We start from the raw sequence: 14,931 nt of genomic DNA on the forward strand, positions 1-14,931 counted from the left end.
CTCAGAAGAGCCCGAGGAATAAAGTAATCATGCGGGTCAGCCATCCCTTGTTCTGGCTTTCCGCCAATATTCCGTCGCCGACATACGTAATGCGGGCATCGGCGATACGGTTCGATGGCACCGTATTGCTTTCGCCGATATCGATGGGGCGTACCCGTCCTTCTAGATTGATCATCTGTTTTTCACCGTTGAGTTCAAGCATTTGATCTCCCTTCACCCTGAGATCACCATTTGCCTCAACACCGACGACTACGACCGATAACTGAGCAAGCAATCGGCCACTTCGGGCGATTTTTCCATTGCCGTCAAAGTTGTTCTCGATGCCTAGGGCGTAGCCACGCTGACGACTGGGAGAGGTGAGGCTGATGGCAGCGTCGGTCGCCTTGTCAGTTCGTGTTCCGGCCGTGGCGCTGGCGCTTGAGTTTTCGACGACGAGCACTGTCAGTACGTCGCCGACACGCTGGGCACGTCGGTCGGAGGTTAGTGCCCGGAAGTCCTCAGCGCGATAGAGATTCGCTGCCAGGGAGTGTTGTGCCGTCAGCATGACGGCAATGGAGAGAATCCGAATGATGGCAGTCATGTCAGTTGTCTTCGATTTCGACTGTTCCGTAATCGATGGCGCGCCCCTTGATAGCGGCCAGGCCGTTGTCGCGTTTGACATCGACAATGCTGCCGATGCTCGCATCCGCCAGCGCAATTCCTTCAGTTTCGATGCGGACTGGGCCCGATCCGATCAGCAAACGGACTTTTTTGTTCTTGGTGACTGCCATCGCTTCTACAGCACGTTCGGAACCGCGTGTCTGTGCCTGTAATTCAGGCGAGAACACTGTCGCTTGAACTGTTTTGTTCTCGGTGTGCGAGACAAACGCATTGCTTTGCGATTCAGTTCTTGGCGGGTGGGGGATGCGTCGGACCGTGTAGCGAACGACGGGTCTTGCGACACTGATGCCATCGACAAGTACGTTGATCGGTAACTCGATTGTCGAGCCTTCTTTTAGCATCTGCGCAAATTCCGGGTGAAATTCTGTATTGCCCGGAGGAACTTCTACGGAAGTAGGTCTTTCGCTGATGCTGATGGCCATCGGAGATCCCCTGCCCAGTCGTTGAACGAGTTCTATCGCTGCACGGTCAATAACCGATGTCAGGGGAAGGGAGCGTTTCCGACCTCTTATCGCAACAGTCTCGGCTGCCCCCCAGATCACTCTCGTCTGCTGTTGAGCAGCCAGTGTCTCGATTGCTTCTGAAATGTCAGTTTTTTGGATGTGGCACAGACGACTCAGACTGGGGCATCTGGCAACGAAGGTGGCGCCAAGCTTGCTCGCGCTAGCCGGGTCACGCGAAATGACTTCGGCGATGTCAGCGAGGTTTAGGTCGGCGCGGTCGACCTCTACTTCAGTTCGCAGATTGATGAAGACGTTTCCGGCGTGACAATCCAAGCCAAGCACGAGGCTGGAAAATGCCAGGACAAACATCCAGTTCCGCACGATCAGCGCCTCAGATTGTTGCTTATGGAAAGCATCTCATCGGAGGCCTGAATAACCTTGGCGTTTAGTTCATATGCGCGTTGGGCAAGAACTAAATTGACCATTTCTTCAGCGAGCTGGACGTTCGAGGATTCAAGAAATCCCTGAGCGACATTGCCTAAACCGTTTTCACCCGGTTTCGCGACGACCGTATGGCCAGTGCGTTGCGATCCGACATAGAGGTTTTCGCCGATTGGGTCCAGACCGTCGGGGTTCGCGAATGCCGTTAATTCAATTTGCCCAAGTTCAATCGGCGTATCCTCGTCCTGAGTTCGTGCCGACACTTTTCCTGTCCCATCAATGATGATCTCAAGTGCTTCTGCAGGGATTTGGATTTGCTGCTTGAGTGCGTAACCGTGACTGGTGCCCAAAATCCCATCGGAGGTGACTTGCAGGGCTCCGTGGCGAGTGTAGGCCGAGCTGCCGTCGGGGAGCTGAATTTCGAGAAAGCCGTTACCGACGATGGCGATGTCCAGTGGGGCGTTGGTCCGTTTGGTTTCGCCGGGCGCAAACGATTTCGAATTGCTCGACAACATGGTGCCCATGCCGGTGAGAATAGGAGGAGAAGTCTCGTCGGCGTATGGAGCGGTTGAGTTGGCCATTTTGTAATAGGCGTCCGTGAAAGCGACCCGATTTTTTTTGAAGCCGGTGGTGTTTACGTTGGCCAGGTTATTGGCGATGGTGTTGACGTTCTGCTGCTGAGCATGCATGCCGGTTGCGCCGATATAAAGTGAATTCATCATGTTTTGGTCCCCCTGATAATTCAGAACTGGCCGAGATTGCGGAAAGTTTTGTCGCGAACTTCGTCGTAAGCCTGTAATGACCGGTGGCTGCTCTCGAAATGGCGGAATGTCTGTAACAGCGTGATCATTTCGCGCGCCGAATCGACATTCGACCCTTCCAAGTGGCCTTGCAGAATTCGCGGGCGCGAGGTTTCGTTAGCAGTTGTTCCGTCTCGTGGGACAAGAAGACCGTTTCCTGCACTGAGCAACTGTTCAGCCCGCTCGAACGTTACGATCTTGATTTTTCCGACGGTGTTGCCTCGGTCGATTACTGTTCCGTCTTGCTCAATTATTGGTGTCGGACTCGAGATCGTTATTTCGCCCGTCTGGCCAAAAACAGGGTGTCCTGCATGTGTCACGAGTCGTCCCCGTTCGTCGAGCCGGAGGGCGCCATGACGGGTGTAGGCGAGGCCCTGGTCTGTCTGGACTTCCATGTAACCCTCGCCGAGGATGGCGATATCGAGAGGAGTGCCGGTCTTCCGTGGCGTGCCTGGACTTTGGTCTGTGGTGATCCTTGGAAGTTGTGCACCTGCCTGCTGAGCGGTGACATCAGTTTTGCTGCCGGTCAGACCGAGTCCTCCTGTTACCGCAAGTATTTCCCGCTTGAAACCAGGTGTCAGTGCGTTTGCCGCATTGTTGGCGATGACATCCATGCGACGCATGTCAATCTGCATGCTGGCGACAGTCAGGTTGATAGGATCAAGCATGCCATTCCTCCCCAAGTATTTTTTTGCTGCAAAAGAGGTCGGCGAAATAAGGATTAAGAACAGGCAAAACTTCGGCTAATTGCTTGCTTTCCTTATTGAGCGCATGCGGTAAATTCGCAGAAAAGCATGCGGTTTCGCGATTCTGGATGGTGAATTTCATAGTTTGACAACCCCGAAGGAACGTAAATTTACGGACGGGGGGACCTCGGACATGGACAGGATCGCCAGGTGCGGCAACACGCGTTCGGTAATGCTTCGCACGTGACGGCGCAATTCGGGTGCGCAGAGGAGTACCGGCACAATGTTGCTCTTCATCATCTGCTCAACTTGGCCAGCGAGTCGTCCGACGACAATCTCGGCGAATTTTGGCTCCAGCAACAAGCGGCTGTTGTTGTCGGCGTTCTGGATGCTGCCAGCGATTTTTTGCTCAATACCGGGATCCAGAGTGATTACCGGTAGATCGCCGGCACTGGATAGCAATGTTTGGCAGATTGCCGGGCCAAGGCGTTGCCGAACGATTTCCGTCAGGCGCTCGGCATCTTTTGTGCTGCGTCCTGCGTCGGCTAGAACTTCCAAAATGGCCTCCAGATGGCGCACGGAGACTTTTTCGCGGAGCAGGTTTTGTAGCACTTTCTGCAATTCCACGACTGAGAGAACTCCTGGAATCAATTCCTCGACGAGTCCCGCGTTCTGTTCGCGCAGACGGGAAAGCAACGCGTTGGTGGCACTTCGGGTCAGCAGACTGGCGGAATTGCGGCGTAGTATTTCGGTCAGATGAGTGACAAATACCGTAAGAGGATCAACCAGGGTGAATCCAGAGGCTCGGGCTGATGCCTTCTGGCTGTCGTCGATCCACACTGCCGGTAGAGAGTAGGTGGGGTCCCTCGTTTCGATACCATTCAGTTTGCCGCGCATACCTGATGGATGAATGGCCAGGAAGCGGTCTGGTACGAGTTCCGCGCTGCCCGATCCGACGCCGAAAATGGCAATTTCGTAAGCCTGTGGCGTTAGACGTTTCTCGTCCCGGAAACGGATTTTGGGAAGAATGATCCCCGCTTCGAGTGCGTATTGTTTGCGAAAGGCTGCGATGCGCTCGCGGAGCCCCGCGTCGTCACTATTGACGACATCGATCAAGTTTTGCCCGACACGGACTTCAATCGGCGGAACTTCCAGCAGGCTTTCCAGGTTCTCGGTATCGTCCGCGATTTTGTTTTTTTCTGGGGCAGTCCTGTTGGTGCTTCTTCCGGTTGCGCGATTGACGAAGAACGCGAGAGCACCCAGTGTGGAGGCAATGATCATTACCGGAAAAAAAGGCATGCCCGGCAGGAGGCCGATACCAAGAAGGGCTATCGCAACCAAGAGCATGGCTTTGGGAAAGGCACCCAGTTGGCCTAAAATTTCTTGGCTGAGATGGCTGTCCGTTCCTGAACGGGTGACGATAATCCCTGTACCCACGGCGATGACCAAAGCGGGCAGTTGCGTAACGATTCCGTCGCCGATCGTTAGCAATATGAAAGTCTGTGCTGCCTCTGGCCAAGACATGCCCATTTGTATGACGCCGATAGTTAAACCACCAAATATATCGATCAGCAGGATCACGATGCCAGCAATGGCATCTCCTTTGACGAATTTGCTGGCACCATCCATGGCACCGTAGAAGTTGGCTTCCTTCTCTATGTTCCTGCGTCTGCGTTGAGCTTCGGCTTGATCTATGAATCCCATGTTGAGATCGGCATCTATGCTCATCTGCTGTCCAGGCATGCTATCCAGAGTGAAGCGGGCTGCAACCTCGGCTATGCGTTGAGCGCCATTGGTCACGACGACATATTGGACGACTACCAGAATCAGGAATACGACCAAGCCAATGACATAGTTTCCTTCCACTACAAATGCGCCAATCGTGCCGATTACCCGTCCTGCATCGCCGTTGCTGAGAATAAGGCGGGTGGCTGCGATATTGAGGGATAGGCGGAAAAGTGTGGCGATCAGCAGGAGCGAAGGAAAGGTCGAGAACTCGACCGGTTTTTCGACATAGAAGGTCATCAGCAGCAGCAGCAACGCGAAACTGAGATTGACGAGTAATAGGAAATCCAGCGCACGAGGCGGAATTGGCGAAAAAAGTACGATCAGAATTCCAATCATGCCGAGAATCAGCAGCATGTCGGCATTGTTGCCAAGGGTTTGGCGAAAAGCGCGGATCATGCGTGGTTTCCTGCTGGCTGCTGGTTACGTAGCGAATAGACCCAGACAAGGATTCGGGCTAAGGCGTTGTAGTGCTCCACCGGAACCGCCTCTTCCAGACTGACTTTGTGAAAGAGTGCTCGGGCCAGCGGTCGGTTTTCGATCATGGGTATCCGGTGCTGGCGAGCAATATCTCGCATCCGTGCCGCCAAGAAACCGGCACCTTTGGCAACCACCACTGGGGCGTCGATACGATCCCGGTCGTACTTTATGGCTATGGCAAGCTGTGTCGGATTGGTAATGAGAACGTCGGCATCTTTCACGCGGCCAAGGCTTTTTGCGCGTTTGACGGCTTCTCGTTGCAGTTCACGCAATCGTGCCTTGATACGTGGATCGCCCTCGCGGCGTTTGTGTTCTTCACCGATTTCGCGGCGACTCATGCGCATGCGCCGGGAAAAATCCCAACGGCTGTATACGGCGTCAAGCGAAGTAATTACCGCCAGGGCAGCGAGAAGCTTCGTCAAAATCGCACTCGCCTGTGGCAGGATCAATTGCCCCAATGCTGTCGGTGTGGCGTTGATGCTGCGAAGCAATGTCGGAATTCCGGCCCGAAGTGCGAAGTAAAGGATGGCGCCAAGAACGGAGAACTTGAGTACGGTCTTGATGGATTCAAAGATTAGGCGAACTGAGAAAATGCGTTTGAAACCAGAAACGGGATTCAAGCGGTCGAAATCAGGTTTAAGTGTAAAGAAAGAGAATACTGGCCCGGTTTGTAGGAAGTTGCTCAACACTGCGACAACGATCAACGTTGTGAACAGAGGGGCAAGAAGGATGATGGCTTCGCCAAACGTCTGGAGGAGGAGAGCGGAGATGTCATTGATTTCGAACGAAGCCTGGTATGAATTGGAAAAAATTGCGCGGAACAGGCGCATTTCATCAGTTGCGATGCTGGACCCCAAAAAATGAAGGATTGCGGTGCCCGCGCATAGAATCGTGAATGAGTTGACATCAAGGCTCTTCGCAACTGAACCGCGCTTGCGGGCCTCTTCCAGCTTGAAAGGAGTTGCTGTCTCGTTGCGGTTTTGTTCTTGATCCGCCATTTACGTCAGCATCCTCGACCATGTGTCGAACATCGAATCGAATACGCGATGGATGGTGTTGCCGGCAAACGGTATAGAAATTGCCAATACTGTCGTGCCAACCAGAGCCTTGAGCGCAAGGGACATTACGAAGACATTCATCTGAGGCATTGTCCGCGACATGAACGCCATCCCGATGTCGATAAGAAAAAGACAAAGCACAACGGGGGCAACAAGGATCATCCCAAAGGAAAAACAAGTTGCGAACTGAGCAACAAGGACATCCAGTTGAAGTTCTGCGATCCCCGTTCCCGGCGGCAATTTTGTAATCGAGAGGTTGAGAAGTCGGAGTAAGGCCAAGTGCCCGTCAATGGCAAAAAAGAAAACTGCAGCAAGCATCGACAATGCGGTACCTAGTAAAGGGGCGTTGTTGCGCGTAGCAAGGTCAACCAGGCTGGCAATACCGAAACCGATTTGGAAATCTAATAAACGCCCTGCGAACTGGAAAGTGGAAAAAGCAGAAAACAACCCTGCGGCGATTGCGGCGCCTACGATGGATTCATGGAGAATCAACGAGCCTAAGGAAATCAAGTCAAGATTTAGCACCACAGTGTTTGATGCTCCGACCAGACCTGCCGCTAATGTGAGGATCAAGATCACGCGGGCTATAGCAGGGACAGGTATGCCTGCAAATGGGTGGGTGGCGATGAACAGCATGGCGATGCGTACGGAGACGAGCAGCACGCTCGCTGCCCAGGCAGTAAGGGGACTTGGCGTCATCGTCAAAGATAGGAGGGAATGCTGGCGATGAGCGTTGCCGAGTAACTGACGAGCTTCTTCAGCATCCAAGGTCCGAACAGTGTGAGGACGAAGACGACTGTCAGTATTTTTGGAATGAAGGAAAGCGAGACTTCTTGGATTTGCGTCACCACCTGAAAGATGCTGACGAAGATGCCGACGATCATAGTAATGATCAGTAGTGGCGCCACAACCAGCGCACCGGTCCAAAGCATGCGCGAAACTAACTGCAGCGCAGCGTCCCCTGTCACTTGCTACCTCCCTAGTCCTACTGGTTTTTTCTATATATTTCGCATGATTTGATGAGTCATTGAAGAAATTTTTTTCAATAGTTCATACATGCGAACTGCTTCTATCATATGCGATAAAACTATACCGATAGGCTATCATCAGTGTCAATATATCGTGAGAGGTGTGCTTATGTTTAGCTGTTATGCATGGCGTCGCAGCCACGCTCTGAAATCTGCTCGGGTATGAAGGGTTACTTGCGGCGGTGAGGGTTTGTGACACGTTTGGCCATGTCGAGAAGATTGCCTCCCAAGGGGGCTTTGCCTTGACTTAGGGCTGATTTGATGAGGCGTTCGGCGACATCGCTGCTTCCCTGTCGTTGTAGCCTTAAAGCTTGTGCGTAGTGAGCAGACATGGCATTGGGATTCAAGCGGCGGGCAACTTTGATGAGCCGTTCCGCGTCATCGAAGTTGCCACGTGCTGCTGCAACGGTAGCAAGGCCGCCATGGGTTTCGCCAAAATTTTCATCCAGTGCTAGTGCCTGATTAAAACTCTCCTCTGCGCCATCAATGTCATTTTTCAGCAACTGAATCCAGGCGAGGATATGCCAGGTGCCAATATGTTGTGGCATATATTTGACGGCTTGCAGCAGCTTAACGTGGGCTGCATCGATATCGAGATCGAGTAGGTCGGCTAAGCCTAGTGATGCCCATGCGCGCCCATTCGTCGCTTGGACAGCGATTGCTCTGTGCAACATGTCTTTGGCTATTTTGCTGTCTTCAGATCCAAGCGCGATGTTGCCTGCTGCAAGCAATGCATCAAGGTTGTTTGGATTCGCTTTCAGGGCATGGGTCGCCCATTTATCTGCTGATGCGAGGTCGTCGCAGTCGCAATAGAGCAAACTCAGCATGCCGGCTATGTCGCTTGCTTCAGGGTGGCGATTCACATAGTCACTGGCTAGAGCCACTGCTTCTGAAAGTTCGCCAAGATAATGATGAACACGGATCAAGAGGCGGACAACCTGTTGGTAGTACTGCAGTTCCGTGTGGAGCCCAATCAGAATTTCCTTGGCCTCGAGATAAGTGCCTAGGCCGATTTGGGCGATTGCTCGGTTGTATCTGACCGCCGGATCGGTGTGGTCGGAAAGTGGTCGATGTTCGGTAATAGCCAGCGCTTCACCATAGTTGGCTTCAGCGATCGCGACAGAGGAGAGGCGTAGGGAAAAATACGGATCATCAGGCCGCAACTCCAATGCACGCTGAATGATGCTTCGGGCCTTAGGTATTGCTCCGCACTCTAGTGCCAAGTCGCCGATTTCTGCCAGGAGATTGAGATTGTCAGGGTCTTCTTCAAGATAGATTTCTAGCCTGGTAAGGCGGTCACTTAAGGTGTCTTTGTAGGAGGCTTGTTCCGAACCCTTTGGCATTTTTGTTCCTGAAAATATTAAGCACGGCAGACTAAGTTATCCTTATGTTTTTTGCAATTTCCATGAGATTGCGCTAGTTGATAACGGCATTCCGCTGATCACGTCGGACAAGGTGCTGGCGACGGTGGCAAGACCAAGGTCCTGCTGCTGCGTGTTGGTGAAAAGTGCCAGGGCGTGGACGGCCTGTTCAAGCCGGGGCGGGGGCAGAATTTCTGTGTGTGAGGCGTGAGTAGACGTTTCCACGGTGACGGGGGCCGAAGGTCCGTTCAGACCGTTGGCGCTTGGCACGGTGGAAAAGTCGGTGGTCATTTTATCCGCGGGCCGCTTCAAAGCGTTCGGCGTAGAGGATGGCAAATTGGTTCATGGCGTCCTTCCAGTCCTTGGCCACGCGTCTTGATGATCTTGCGCAAATAGAAGAATCCGAAACCGGCACAGCCGTAAGCCACCGGCAAACCCAGCTTGATTTCTGACTCAGGCAGCGGATTCTGGCAGCCAGCGATGCGGGAGCAATTCGCCGATCCGGCTGTTGGGCTGGGTTGGCAGGCGAGACAGGATGTCTTTCAGGTAGAGGAAGGGATCGTGGCCATTGAGCTTGGCGGACTGGATCAGGCTCATGATGGCGGCAGCCCGCTTGCCAGCACGCAGACTACCGGCAAATAGCCAGTTCTTCCGGCCCGTGGCAATCGGGCGGATGCGGTTCTCGATCCAGTTGTTGTCGATCGGCACCTGACCGTCGTCGATGTAATAGACGAGCGCCGTCCAGCGTTTGAGGCTGTAATCCATCGCTTTGGCCGTCGATGAGCCGTTGGGTACCTGGCATCGGTGCCGGGTCAGCCAATCGTGAAATTCATCGAGAATCGGTTTGGCCTGCGCCTGACGGATTCGTTGCCGTTCGTCAGGGCTCAATTCGGCAACTTCCCGCTCCACCTGGTAGAGCCGCTGGATGTAGACCAGCGCCTGTTCGGCGATCTGGCTTTGGTTGCTGGCGTGCAGTTCGAAGAATTTGCGGCGCGCATGCGCCATGCAACCCGCTTCGGTCACGCCATCGGCGATCAGCGCCTTGTAGCCCGCGTAGTCGTCGCAGACGAGTGTGCCGCGCCAGGTATCGAGGAATTCCTGGGCATGCTTACCGGCCCGGCTGTCGGCGAAATCGTAGATGACGGCCTTGATCGGCTCGAAGGCGCCGATGCTGTAGGACCACAGGTAGGCCCGATGCGTCTTGCCGGCGCCGGGGTCGAGCATCGCCACCGGGGTTTCGTCGGCATGCAGTACCGGGTAGGTCAGCATCTCGACCTTCAGGGCATCGACCAGGGGTTGCAGGGTGACGCCCATCTGGCCGACCCACTCGGCCAGGGTCGATTGCGGAATCGGCAGACCGGCCCGGCCGAAGATCCCTTCCTGACGATACAGCGGCAGGTGATCCAGGTACTTGGCAATCAACACATGCGCGAGCAAGCCGGTGGTCGGGATCCCCTTGTCGATCACATGGGCGGGCACCGGGGCCTGGATCAGCGTTTCACATTGTTTGCAGGCCCATTTGCCGCGGATGTGGCGTTCGACCGTAAAGGTGCCGGGCGTGTAGTCCAGCTTCTCGGCGATATCTTCGCCGATGCGTTGCATCTGGCAGCCGCAGGTACAGGTGGTCGAGTCCGGTTCGTGGCGGATTTCGGTGCGCGGCAGTTCCGGCGGCAAGGGCTGGCGCTTGGCCTGGCCCTTCGGTTTCGATTCGGAAAGCTGCTCAAGTTCTTCGGTGATCGCCGCCATGTCGGCGGCGAGGGTTTCTTCAAACAGTTGCCCTTGTTCAACCGGCAGGCGTTCGGCCTTGATGCCGAAGTAGTGGCGCTTGTAGTACGCCACCTCATGCGTCAGCTTGTCGATCTTGACCTTACGCCAGTTCAGTTCCCGATCCTTGTGCGTGATGGCTGCCGCTTGCTGGCGCACCAGTTCGCGCAGTTCGTCGGCGGTCAGTTGATCGAGGTTGGCGGGCAAGGTCATGGCCGACATCATGCCGTCCGCAAGGCGAACTGACTATCGTGGACTTCCCCAATGGTGGACGGTCAAAGAACTCGAATCACCCCGCCATCGGCCAGACGTTCCCAGGGCAGGCCGAGAATCAGCGCATCGAATTGCCCCCGGGTCAGAGCGACGCTGCCATCGCCCGGCCGAAGCTGAAACCGCCCCTGGTTCAGTCGCCGGTTGGCCAGCCAGACACCGTAGCCATCATGCACCAGCACCTTCAACCGGGTGCCGCGTCGATTGGCAAAGAGATAGGCATGGTGCGGCTGCGCCTCGCCGAAGATCCGTACGACCTGGGCCAGGACCGTTTCCGTTCCTGCCCGCATGTCCAGCGGCCGGGTCGACAGCCACAAGGCATCAACCCGGATCATCGCAGCCAGTCGAGCAACCAGGCGGCGCAATCGCCGGACGCTTGGACCGGCCATTCGACCTTGATCGCGGTATTGCCCCGGCGGACTTCGATTCGGATATCGCCCAATGTCGGCATGGCCGGGGCCATCGGCAATTGCACGAAAGCCGGTGCCGGCGTCGCTTCGAGCACAGGCATCGCTACGCGTCGCGTCGGTGGTTCGATACCGCGCTCACGCATCCAGCGGCGGACCTGATTGGCGTTAACGCCATTGGCCATGGCAATGCCGGCGACCGAGGCGCCAGGTTCGCAGCACGCCTCAATCACCGCCAGTTTGAATTCCTCCGGATGATGCCGCCGGCGCCGACTTGGCTTCTGGATTTCCATCGAAAGTGTCCACCATCGTTTTTAAGGGGACACGATCTTCGCGGTCTAACGCGTCAATTTACAGATGGGTTTGCCGGGCGCTTACAGTGATGTTGCCCCGCGATCAGTTTGGCCGTTACCTGCTTACGGGCCAAGCGATGTCCGGCATAGAGGCAGCGTCAGCCTGATTCGGGCTCTTACGTTGAACTGCGGGAACCTTCGGTGGCGATGTGAAGCGAAAGGCACAAGCTCAAAAGGCGAGGCCGATAGTGGCGATGCGCCACCAAGGGACGGAGCAGCTCGTAGTAGTGTTGAAGCCGCTGTAATGGTGGTGGAGCGAAGGGGCTGCGTCATCCCGGCATTGTGTGACGTCAACCGCGAAAGCGGGAGGAGCGTCGCTCAATGACCAAGCCTTACGACATTCCCAAGGCGCTTGTCTGGGAAGCCTATTTGAGTGTGAAAGCAAATGGAGGATCAGCAGGAATCGATCAGGAATCCATCGGGCAATTCGAGGAAAATCTGAGCAACAACCTGTACAAGCTCTGGAATCGCATGTGTTCCGGGAGCTACTTTCCGCCGCCGGTGAAAGGTGTGCCCATCCCGAAGAAATCTGGCGGGGTGCGCATGCTGGGTGTGCCAACGGTGTCGGACAGGGTGGCGCAAACGGTGGTCAAGCAACTGCTTGAACCAGTCATTGATCCGGTCTTTCATGCCAACTCGTACGGCTGTCGTCCCGGGCGCTCGGCGCACGATGCGATTGCCATGGTGCGGCGGCGAAGCTGGGAATACGACTGGGTGGTTGAGTTCGATATCAAAGGTTTGTTTGACAACATCGACCACGAACTGCTGATGCGTGCGCTCAGAAAGCACTGCCAGACGCCATGGGTCTTACTGTACGTCGAGCGTTGGCTAACTGCGCCAATGCAAATGCGGGACGGCGATTTGGTGGAAAGGACGAAGGGCACCCCGCAAGGAGGTGTCGTCAGTCCTTTGCTGGCCAATCTCTTTCTGCACTATGCGTTCGATATCTGGATAGGTCGTCATCTTCGGAGCGTGCGCTTCTGCCGCTATGCCGATGACGGTGTTATGCACTGTCGGAGTCTGGCGCAGGCCAAGTTTGCCTTGGAGAAGATTGGTGAGCGGTTTCGTCAGTGCGGACTTGAATTGCATCCCGATAAAACCCGGATCGTGTACTGCAAGGACATCAATCGGCAGGGAGATTTCCAATGTGTGCAATTCACCTTTCTTGGCTATACCTTCCGTCCGCGCAAAGCAGTCGATAAGTATGGTCGGGTCTATGTGAATTTCACACCTGCAGTCAGCCGTGAGGCCCTCAAGGTAATGCGACAGACGATACGCGGGTGGCATCTTCAACTGAAGTGTGACAAGAGCCTGGCTGACCTATCGGCCATGTTCAATCCGATACTCCGTGGCTGGCATCAGTATTACGGCCGATTCTACGAGTCGGCGATGTCCGCCGTGTGGAAGCACCTGAATGACTATCTGACGCGCTGGCTGATGCGCAAGTACAAACGTCTGGCTCGGCATAAAACGCGAGCCCGGCAAGCCCTCGGGCGACTTGCGCTGAAGTTTCCAGAAGCCTTCTGGCATTGGAAACTGGGATGTGTGCCAAAGGCTGGATGATGGGAGCCGGATGAGTCGAGAGGCTCACGTCCGGTTCTGCGAGGGGCCGCAGGTGAAATTCCTGCGGTCTACTCACCCCTACGTCTCGACCTGGCAGGGATTCGTCTATGTTGCCTTCGTCATCGACGTCTTTGCACGCCGCATTGTCGGTTGGCGGGTCAGCCGGTCGATGCGAACCGATTTCGTCCTCGACGCCTTGGAGCAGGCGCTCTACGCCCGCCAGCCTGAAGGGGATGACGCCCTGATCCATTATTCCGACCGGGGATCGCAGTATGTTTCCATTCGCTACACCGAGCGACTGGCCGAAGCCGGCATCGAACCTTCTGTCGGCAGTAAGGGCGACAGCTACGACAACGCCTTGGCGGAAACCATTAACGGCCTGTACAAGGCCGAACTGATCCATCGGCGGGCGCCCTGGAAAACGGTGGAGTCGCTGGAGCTGGCCACCCTCGAATGGGTGACCTGGTTCAACCACCAGCGGCTGTTGGAGCCCATCGGATACATCACGCCCGCCGAGGCTGAGCAACGGTATTATTGGCAACTCACCCAACAGGCCGATCACGCCTGTACTTAAACCACGGAGCCTCTACGAAACCCGGGGCGATTCAGTGCAGAGACTGACGTAGTTCAGGAGGCCCGCCTTGGGCAGGCGCTTATTGTCACCACTGCCGCGTTTGGCCCGTTTTTCACCGTGATATCCGCAAAGGGGTTCTCTGGTAGATGAGTGGCCAGGCGAGCGGTATTTCGCCCGGCGTTGAACAACGTGCCGATGAAGCCGAGCTTGTTGGCTATCGTGCCGGGGGGAGAGGGCTTTGATGTCCCGCAGGAAATCGCGGAATGCCAGGGCATCGTCGCGCGTGGTTTGGGGCGGGGCCTTGCGGCTGAATTCGGCGAACAGCGTCATCGCTGCAAGATAGGCGTCCTTGGTGCTCTGTCGGCGCTCGCACTCTTTTTCCCAGACGTCGTACAACGTTTGCCAGGTGATTTCGCTTCCCGCGCCGGGTGCGGTTTTACGGGTGTTCTGGACGATGAACTGGCTGGGCAGGATATCCATGCTGGTTTCAGCCACGACAGCGCCTTCCTGGCGTTTCTTGATGCCTTCGTAGGCCTCCAGGAATGCCTGGGTCAGGGTGTAGGCGATTTTTCGCCAACTGTCCGCGGAGAAAATCGGGTTGTAACCCCGGCCGATCAGGATGATTCTGGAATCCTCGAGCACTGGCGCGACGTTGCCCATTGCCAACTGCTTGCGCAGAGTGGCGATCGCTTGGTCAATGTGCGTTCCGTACTCGGCAAATTCCTCAGCATCCATGCCCGCAATCCGTTTGTTCCGATCGGTTTCGAGCAGCGCGTTGCGAATCAGGTTGCCGAACTGGGTTTCGAGTTCTGGGGTGACTTCAGTCAGGGGAACCGGTCGGGTACGGCGAATTCCCTCGGAGGAGAAGGGATCGACAGGGATGCTGTCGAATTGGGCGCGAGCATCACAGATGGCCTTGTCGGCCTCGACGGCAAATTTCTTGCAAAGGCTGACGGCTGCCGGGTAATTGCGACCCAAAGACTTCTTGATTTCCCGCTTGCCGATGAGCGAGCGCAGCTCTGGCGGGACGCTCTGCCGGAAATAGTAGGTATGGTTCCTGAGGGTCATGTAGGGTGGCATGTCCAGTCCCTTCTGACTGAACTTTGTAGCCTGCCTTTGTACCCTTTTACTCGCCATGGTGACTGATTATATCAATATAATCAGTCACTTGGGAATATGTTGGCGGAGTGGACGGGACTCGAACCCGCGACCCCCGGCGTGACAGGCCGGTATTCTAACCAACTGAACTACCACTCCG

General features: G+C 55.5%; 16 protein-coding genes, 1 tRNA gene and 1 pseudogene. 2 read left to right on the forward strand and 16 right to left on the reverse strand.

Features of this window, described 5'->3' with window-relative positions; all coding sequences use genetic code 11:
* Position 1: 1 nt before the first annotated feature.
* From AC0KWY_RS01305 to AC0KWY_RS01370, 14 genes are all read right to left on the reverse strand, one after another.
* Positions 2 to 580: a flagellar basal body L-ring protein FlgH gene (locus AC0KWY_RS01305; protein WP_474027856.1), complete on the reverse strand. Its 579-nt coding sequence runs from the start codon at positions 578 to 580 to the stop codon at positions 2 to 4.
* 1 nt (position 581) lies between these two features.
* Positions 582 to 1,082, reverse strand: a complete 501-nt coding sequence (locus tag AC0KWY_RS01310; protein WP_474027857.1) for a flagella basal body P-ring formation protein FlgA — start codon at positions 1,080 to 1,082, stop codon at positions 582 to 584.
* A 404-nt stretch (positions 1,083 to 1,486) separates the two neighbouring features.
* The gene (gene flgG, locus AC0KWY_RS01315) at positions 1,487 to 2,266 is read right to left on the reverse strand and encodes a flagellar basal-body rod protein FlgG (RefSeq protein WP_474027858.1); all 780 of its coding nucleotides are present in this window, start codon (positions 2,264 to 2,266) and stop codon (positions 1,487 to 1,489) included.
* 20 nt (positions 2,267 to 2,286) lie between these two features.
* Positions 2,287 to 3,012, reverse strand: coding sequence for a flagellar hook-basal body protein (locus AC0KWY_RS01320; RefSeq protein ID WP_474027859.1), 726 nt, complete (start codon positions 3,010 to 3,012; stop codon positions 2,287 to 2,289).
* On the reverse strand, positions 3,005 to 3,172 hold the full coding sequence (locus AC0KWY_RS01325; protein WP_474027860.1) for a hypothetical protein: 168 nt from the start codon (positions 3,170 to 3,172) through the stop codon (positions 3,005 to 3,007). The genes AC0KWY_RS01320 and AC0KWY_RS01325 overlap by 8 nt, the downstream gene beginning before the upstream one ends.
* Entirely contained in the window at positions 3,169 to 5,214 is a 2,046-nt protein-coding gene (gene flhA / locus AC0KWY_RS01330; RefSeq protein WP_474027861.1) for a flagellar biosynthesis protein FlhA, read from the reverse strand. Before flhA ends, AC0KWY_RS01325 begins: the two co-directional genes overlap by 4 nt.
* Complete coding sequence (locus AC0KWY_RS01335; protein ID WP_474027862.1) at positions 5,211 to 6,293, reverse strand: EscU/YscU/HrcU family type III secretion system export apparatus switch protein; 1,083 nt, start codon at positions 6,291 to 6,293, stop codon at positions 5,211 to 5,213. The genes flhA and AC0KWY_RS01335 overlap by 4 nt, the downstream gene beginning before the upstream one ends.
* The gene (locus AC0KWY_RS01340) at positions 6,294 to 7,016 is read right to left on the reverse strand and encodes a flagellar biosynthetic protein FliR (RefSeq protein WP_474027863.1); all 723 of its coding nucleotides are present in this window, start codon (positions 7,014 to 7,016) and stop codon (positions 6,294 to 6,296) included.
* A 38-nt stretch (positions 7,017 to 7,054) separates the two neighbouring features.
* Complete coding sequence (gene fliQ / locus AC0KWY_RS01345) at positions 7,055 to 7,321, reverse strand: flagellar biosynthesis protein FliQ (RefSeq protein WP_474027864.1); 267 nt, start codon at positions 7,319 to 7,321, stop codon at positions 7,055 to 7,057.
* A 230-nt stretch (positions 7,322 to 7,551) separates the two neighbouring features.
* Positions 7,552 to 8,724 (reverse strand): tetratricopeptide repeat protein, encoded by a 1,173-nt coding sequence (locus AC0KWY_RS01350; protein WP_474027865.1) that lies wholly within the window; start codon positions 8,722 to 8,724, stop codon positions 7,552 to 7,554.
* 42 nt (positions 8,725 to 8,766) lie between these two features.
* A complete protein-coding gene (locus tag AC0KWY_RS01355; RefSeq protein ID WP_474027866.1) occupies positions 8,767 to 9,033 on the reverse strand; it encodes a hypothetical protein in 267 nt (88 codons plus the stop codon).
* Positions 9,034 to 9,195: 162 nt separating this feature from the next.
* On the reverse strand, positions 9,196 to 10,719 hold the full coding sequence (gene tnpC, locus AC0KWY_RS01360) for an IS66 family transposase (protein ID WP_474027867.1): 1,524 nt from the start codon (positions 10,717 to 10,719) through the stop codon (positions 9,196 to 9,198).
* A 62-nt stretch (positions 10,720 to 10,781) separates the two neighbouring features.
* Positions 10,782 to 11,111, reverse strand: coding sequence for an IS66 family insertion sequence element accessory protein TnpB (gene tnpB / locus AC0KWY_RS01365; RefSeq protein ID WP_474027868.1), 330 nt, complete (start codon positions 11,109 to 11,111; stop codon positions 10,782 to 10,784).
* Complete coding sequence (locus AC0KWY_RS01370; RefSeq protein WP_474027869.1) at positions 11,108 to 11,476, reverse strand: transposase; 369 nt, start codon at positions 11,474 to 11,476, stop codon at positions 11,108 to 11,110. Before AC0KWY_RS01370 ends, tnpB begins: the two co-directional genes overlap by 4 nt.
* A gap of 381 nt (positions 11,477 to 11,857) precedes the next feature.
* Here AC0KWY_RS01370 and ltrA point away from each other — a divergent pair, with 381 nt between their 5' ends.
* Both ltrA and AC0KWY_RS01380 read left to right on the forward strand, forming a co-directional pair.
* Complete coding sequence (gene ltrA, locus AC0KWY_RS01375; RefSeq protein ID WP_474027870.1) at positions 11,858 to 13,099, forward strand: group II intron reverse transcriptase/maturase; 1,242 nt, start codon at positions 11,858 to 11,860, stop codon at positions 13,097 to 13,099.
* Between the two features lie 67 nt (positions 13,100 to 13,166).
* Positions 13,167 to 13,673, forward strand: a pseudogene (locus AC0KWY_RS01380) (IS3 family transposase); the annotation flags it as partial.
* Positions 13,674 to 13,685: 12 nt separating this feature from the next.
* Here the strand turns inward: AC0KWY_RS01380 and AC0KWY_RS01385 are convergent.
* On the reverse strand, positions 13,686 to 14,753 hold the full coding sequence (locus AC0KWY_RS01385; protein ID WP_474027871.1) for a DUF6538 domain-containing protein: 1,068 nt from the start codon (positions 14,751 to 14,753) through the stop codon (positions 13,686 to 13,688).
* A 100-nt stretch (positions 14,754 to 14,853) separates the two neighbouring features.
* Positions 14,854 to 14,930, reverse strand: a tRNA-Asp gene (locus AC0KWY_RS01390).
* Position 14,931 lies beyond the last annotated feature (1 nt).

This window comes from Azonexus sp. MM2026_4 (assembly GCF_055901855.1).

Excerpts from the sequence above, each read along its gene's own strand:
- tnpC (WP_474027867.1), bottom strand. The coding sequence starts at position 10,719 with ATGACCTTGCCCGCCAACCTCGATCAACTGACCGCCGACGAACTGCGC.
- AC0KWY_RS01335 (WP_474027862.1), bottom strand. The coding sequence starts at position 6,293 with ATGGCGGATCAAGAACAAAACCGCAACGAGACAGCAACTCCTTTCAAG.
- tnpB (WP_474027868.1), bottom strand. The coding sequence starts at position 11,111 with ATGATCCGGGTTGATGCCTTGTGGCTGTCGACCCGGCCGCTGGACATG.
- AC0KWY_RS01355 (WP_474027866.1), bottom strand. The coding sequence starts at position 9,033 with ATGACCACCGACTTTTCCACCGTGCCAAGCGCCAACGGTCTGAACGGA.
- AC0KWY_RS01370 (WP_474027869.1), bottom strand. The coding sequence starts at position 11,476 with ATGGAAATCCAGAAGCCAAGTCGGCGCCGGCGGCATCATCCGGAGGAA.
- AC0KWY_RS01385 (WP_474027871.1), bottom strand. The coding sequence starts at position 14,753 with ATGCCACCCTACATGACCCTCAGGAACCATACCTACTATTTCCGGCAG.
- AC0KWY_RS01350 (WP_474027865.1), bottom strand. The coding sequence starts at position 8,724 with ATGCCAAAGGGTTCGGAACAAGCCTCCTACAAAGACACCTTAAGTGAC.
- AC0KWY_RS01320 (WP_474027859.1), bottom strand. The coding sequence starts at position 3,012 with ATGCTTGATCCTATCAACCTGACTGTCGCCAGCATGCAGATTGACATG.
- ltrA (WP_474027870.1), top strand. The coding sequence starts at position 11,858 with ATGACCAAGCCTTACGACATTCCCAAGGCGCTTGTCTGGGAAGCCTAT.
- AC0KWY_RS01310 (WP_474027857.1), bottom strand. The coding sequence starts at position 1,082 with ATGGCCATCAGCATCAGCGAAAGACCTACTTCCGTAGAAGTTCCTCCG.
- flhA (WP_474027861.1), bottom strand. The coding sequence starts at position 5,214 with ATGATCCGCGCTTTTCGCCAAACCCTTGGCAACAATGCCGACATGCTG.
- AC0KWY_RS01305 (WP_474027856.1), bottom strand. The coding sequence starts at position 580 with ATGACTGCCATCATTCGGATTCTCTCCATTGCCGTCATGCTGACGGCA.
- AC0KWY_RS01325 (WP_474027860.1), bottom strand. The coding sequence starts at position 3,172 with ATGAAATTCACCATCCAGAATCGCGAAACCGCATGCTTTTCTGCGAAT.
- flgG (WP_474027858.1), bottom strand. The coding sequence starts at position 2,266 with ATGATGAATTCACTTTATATCGGCGCAACCGGCATGCATGCTCAGCAG.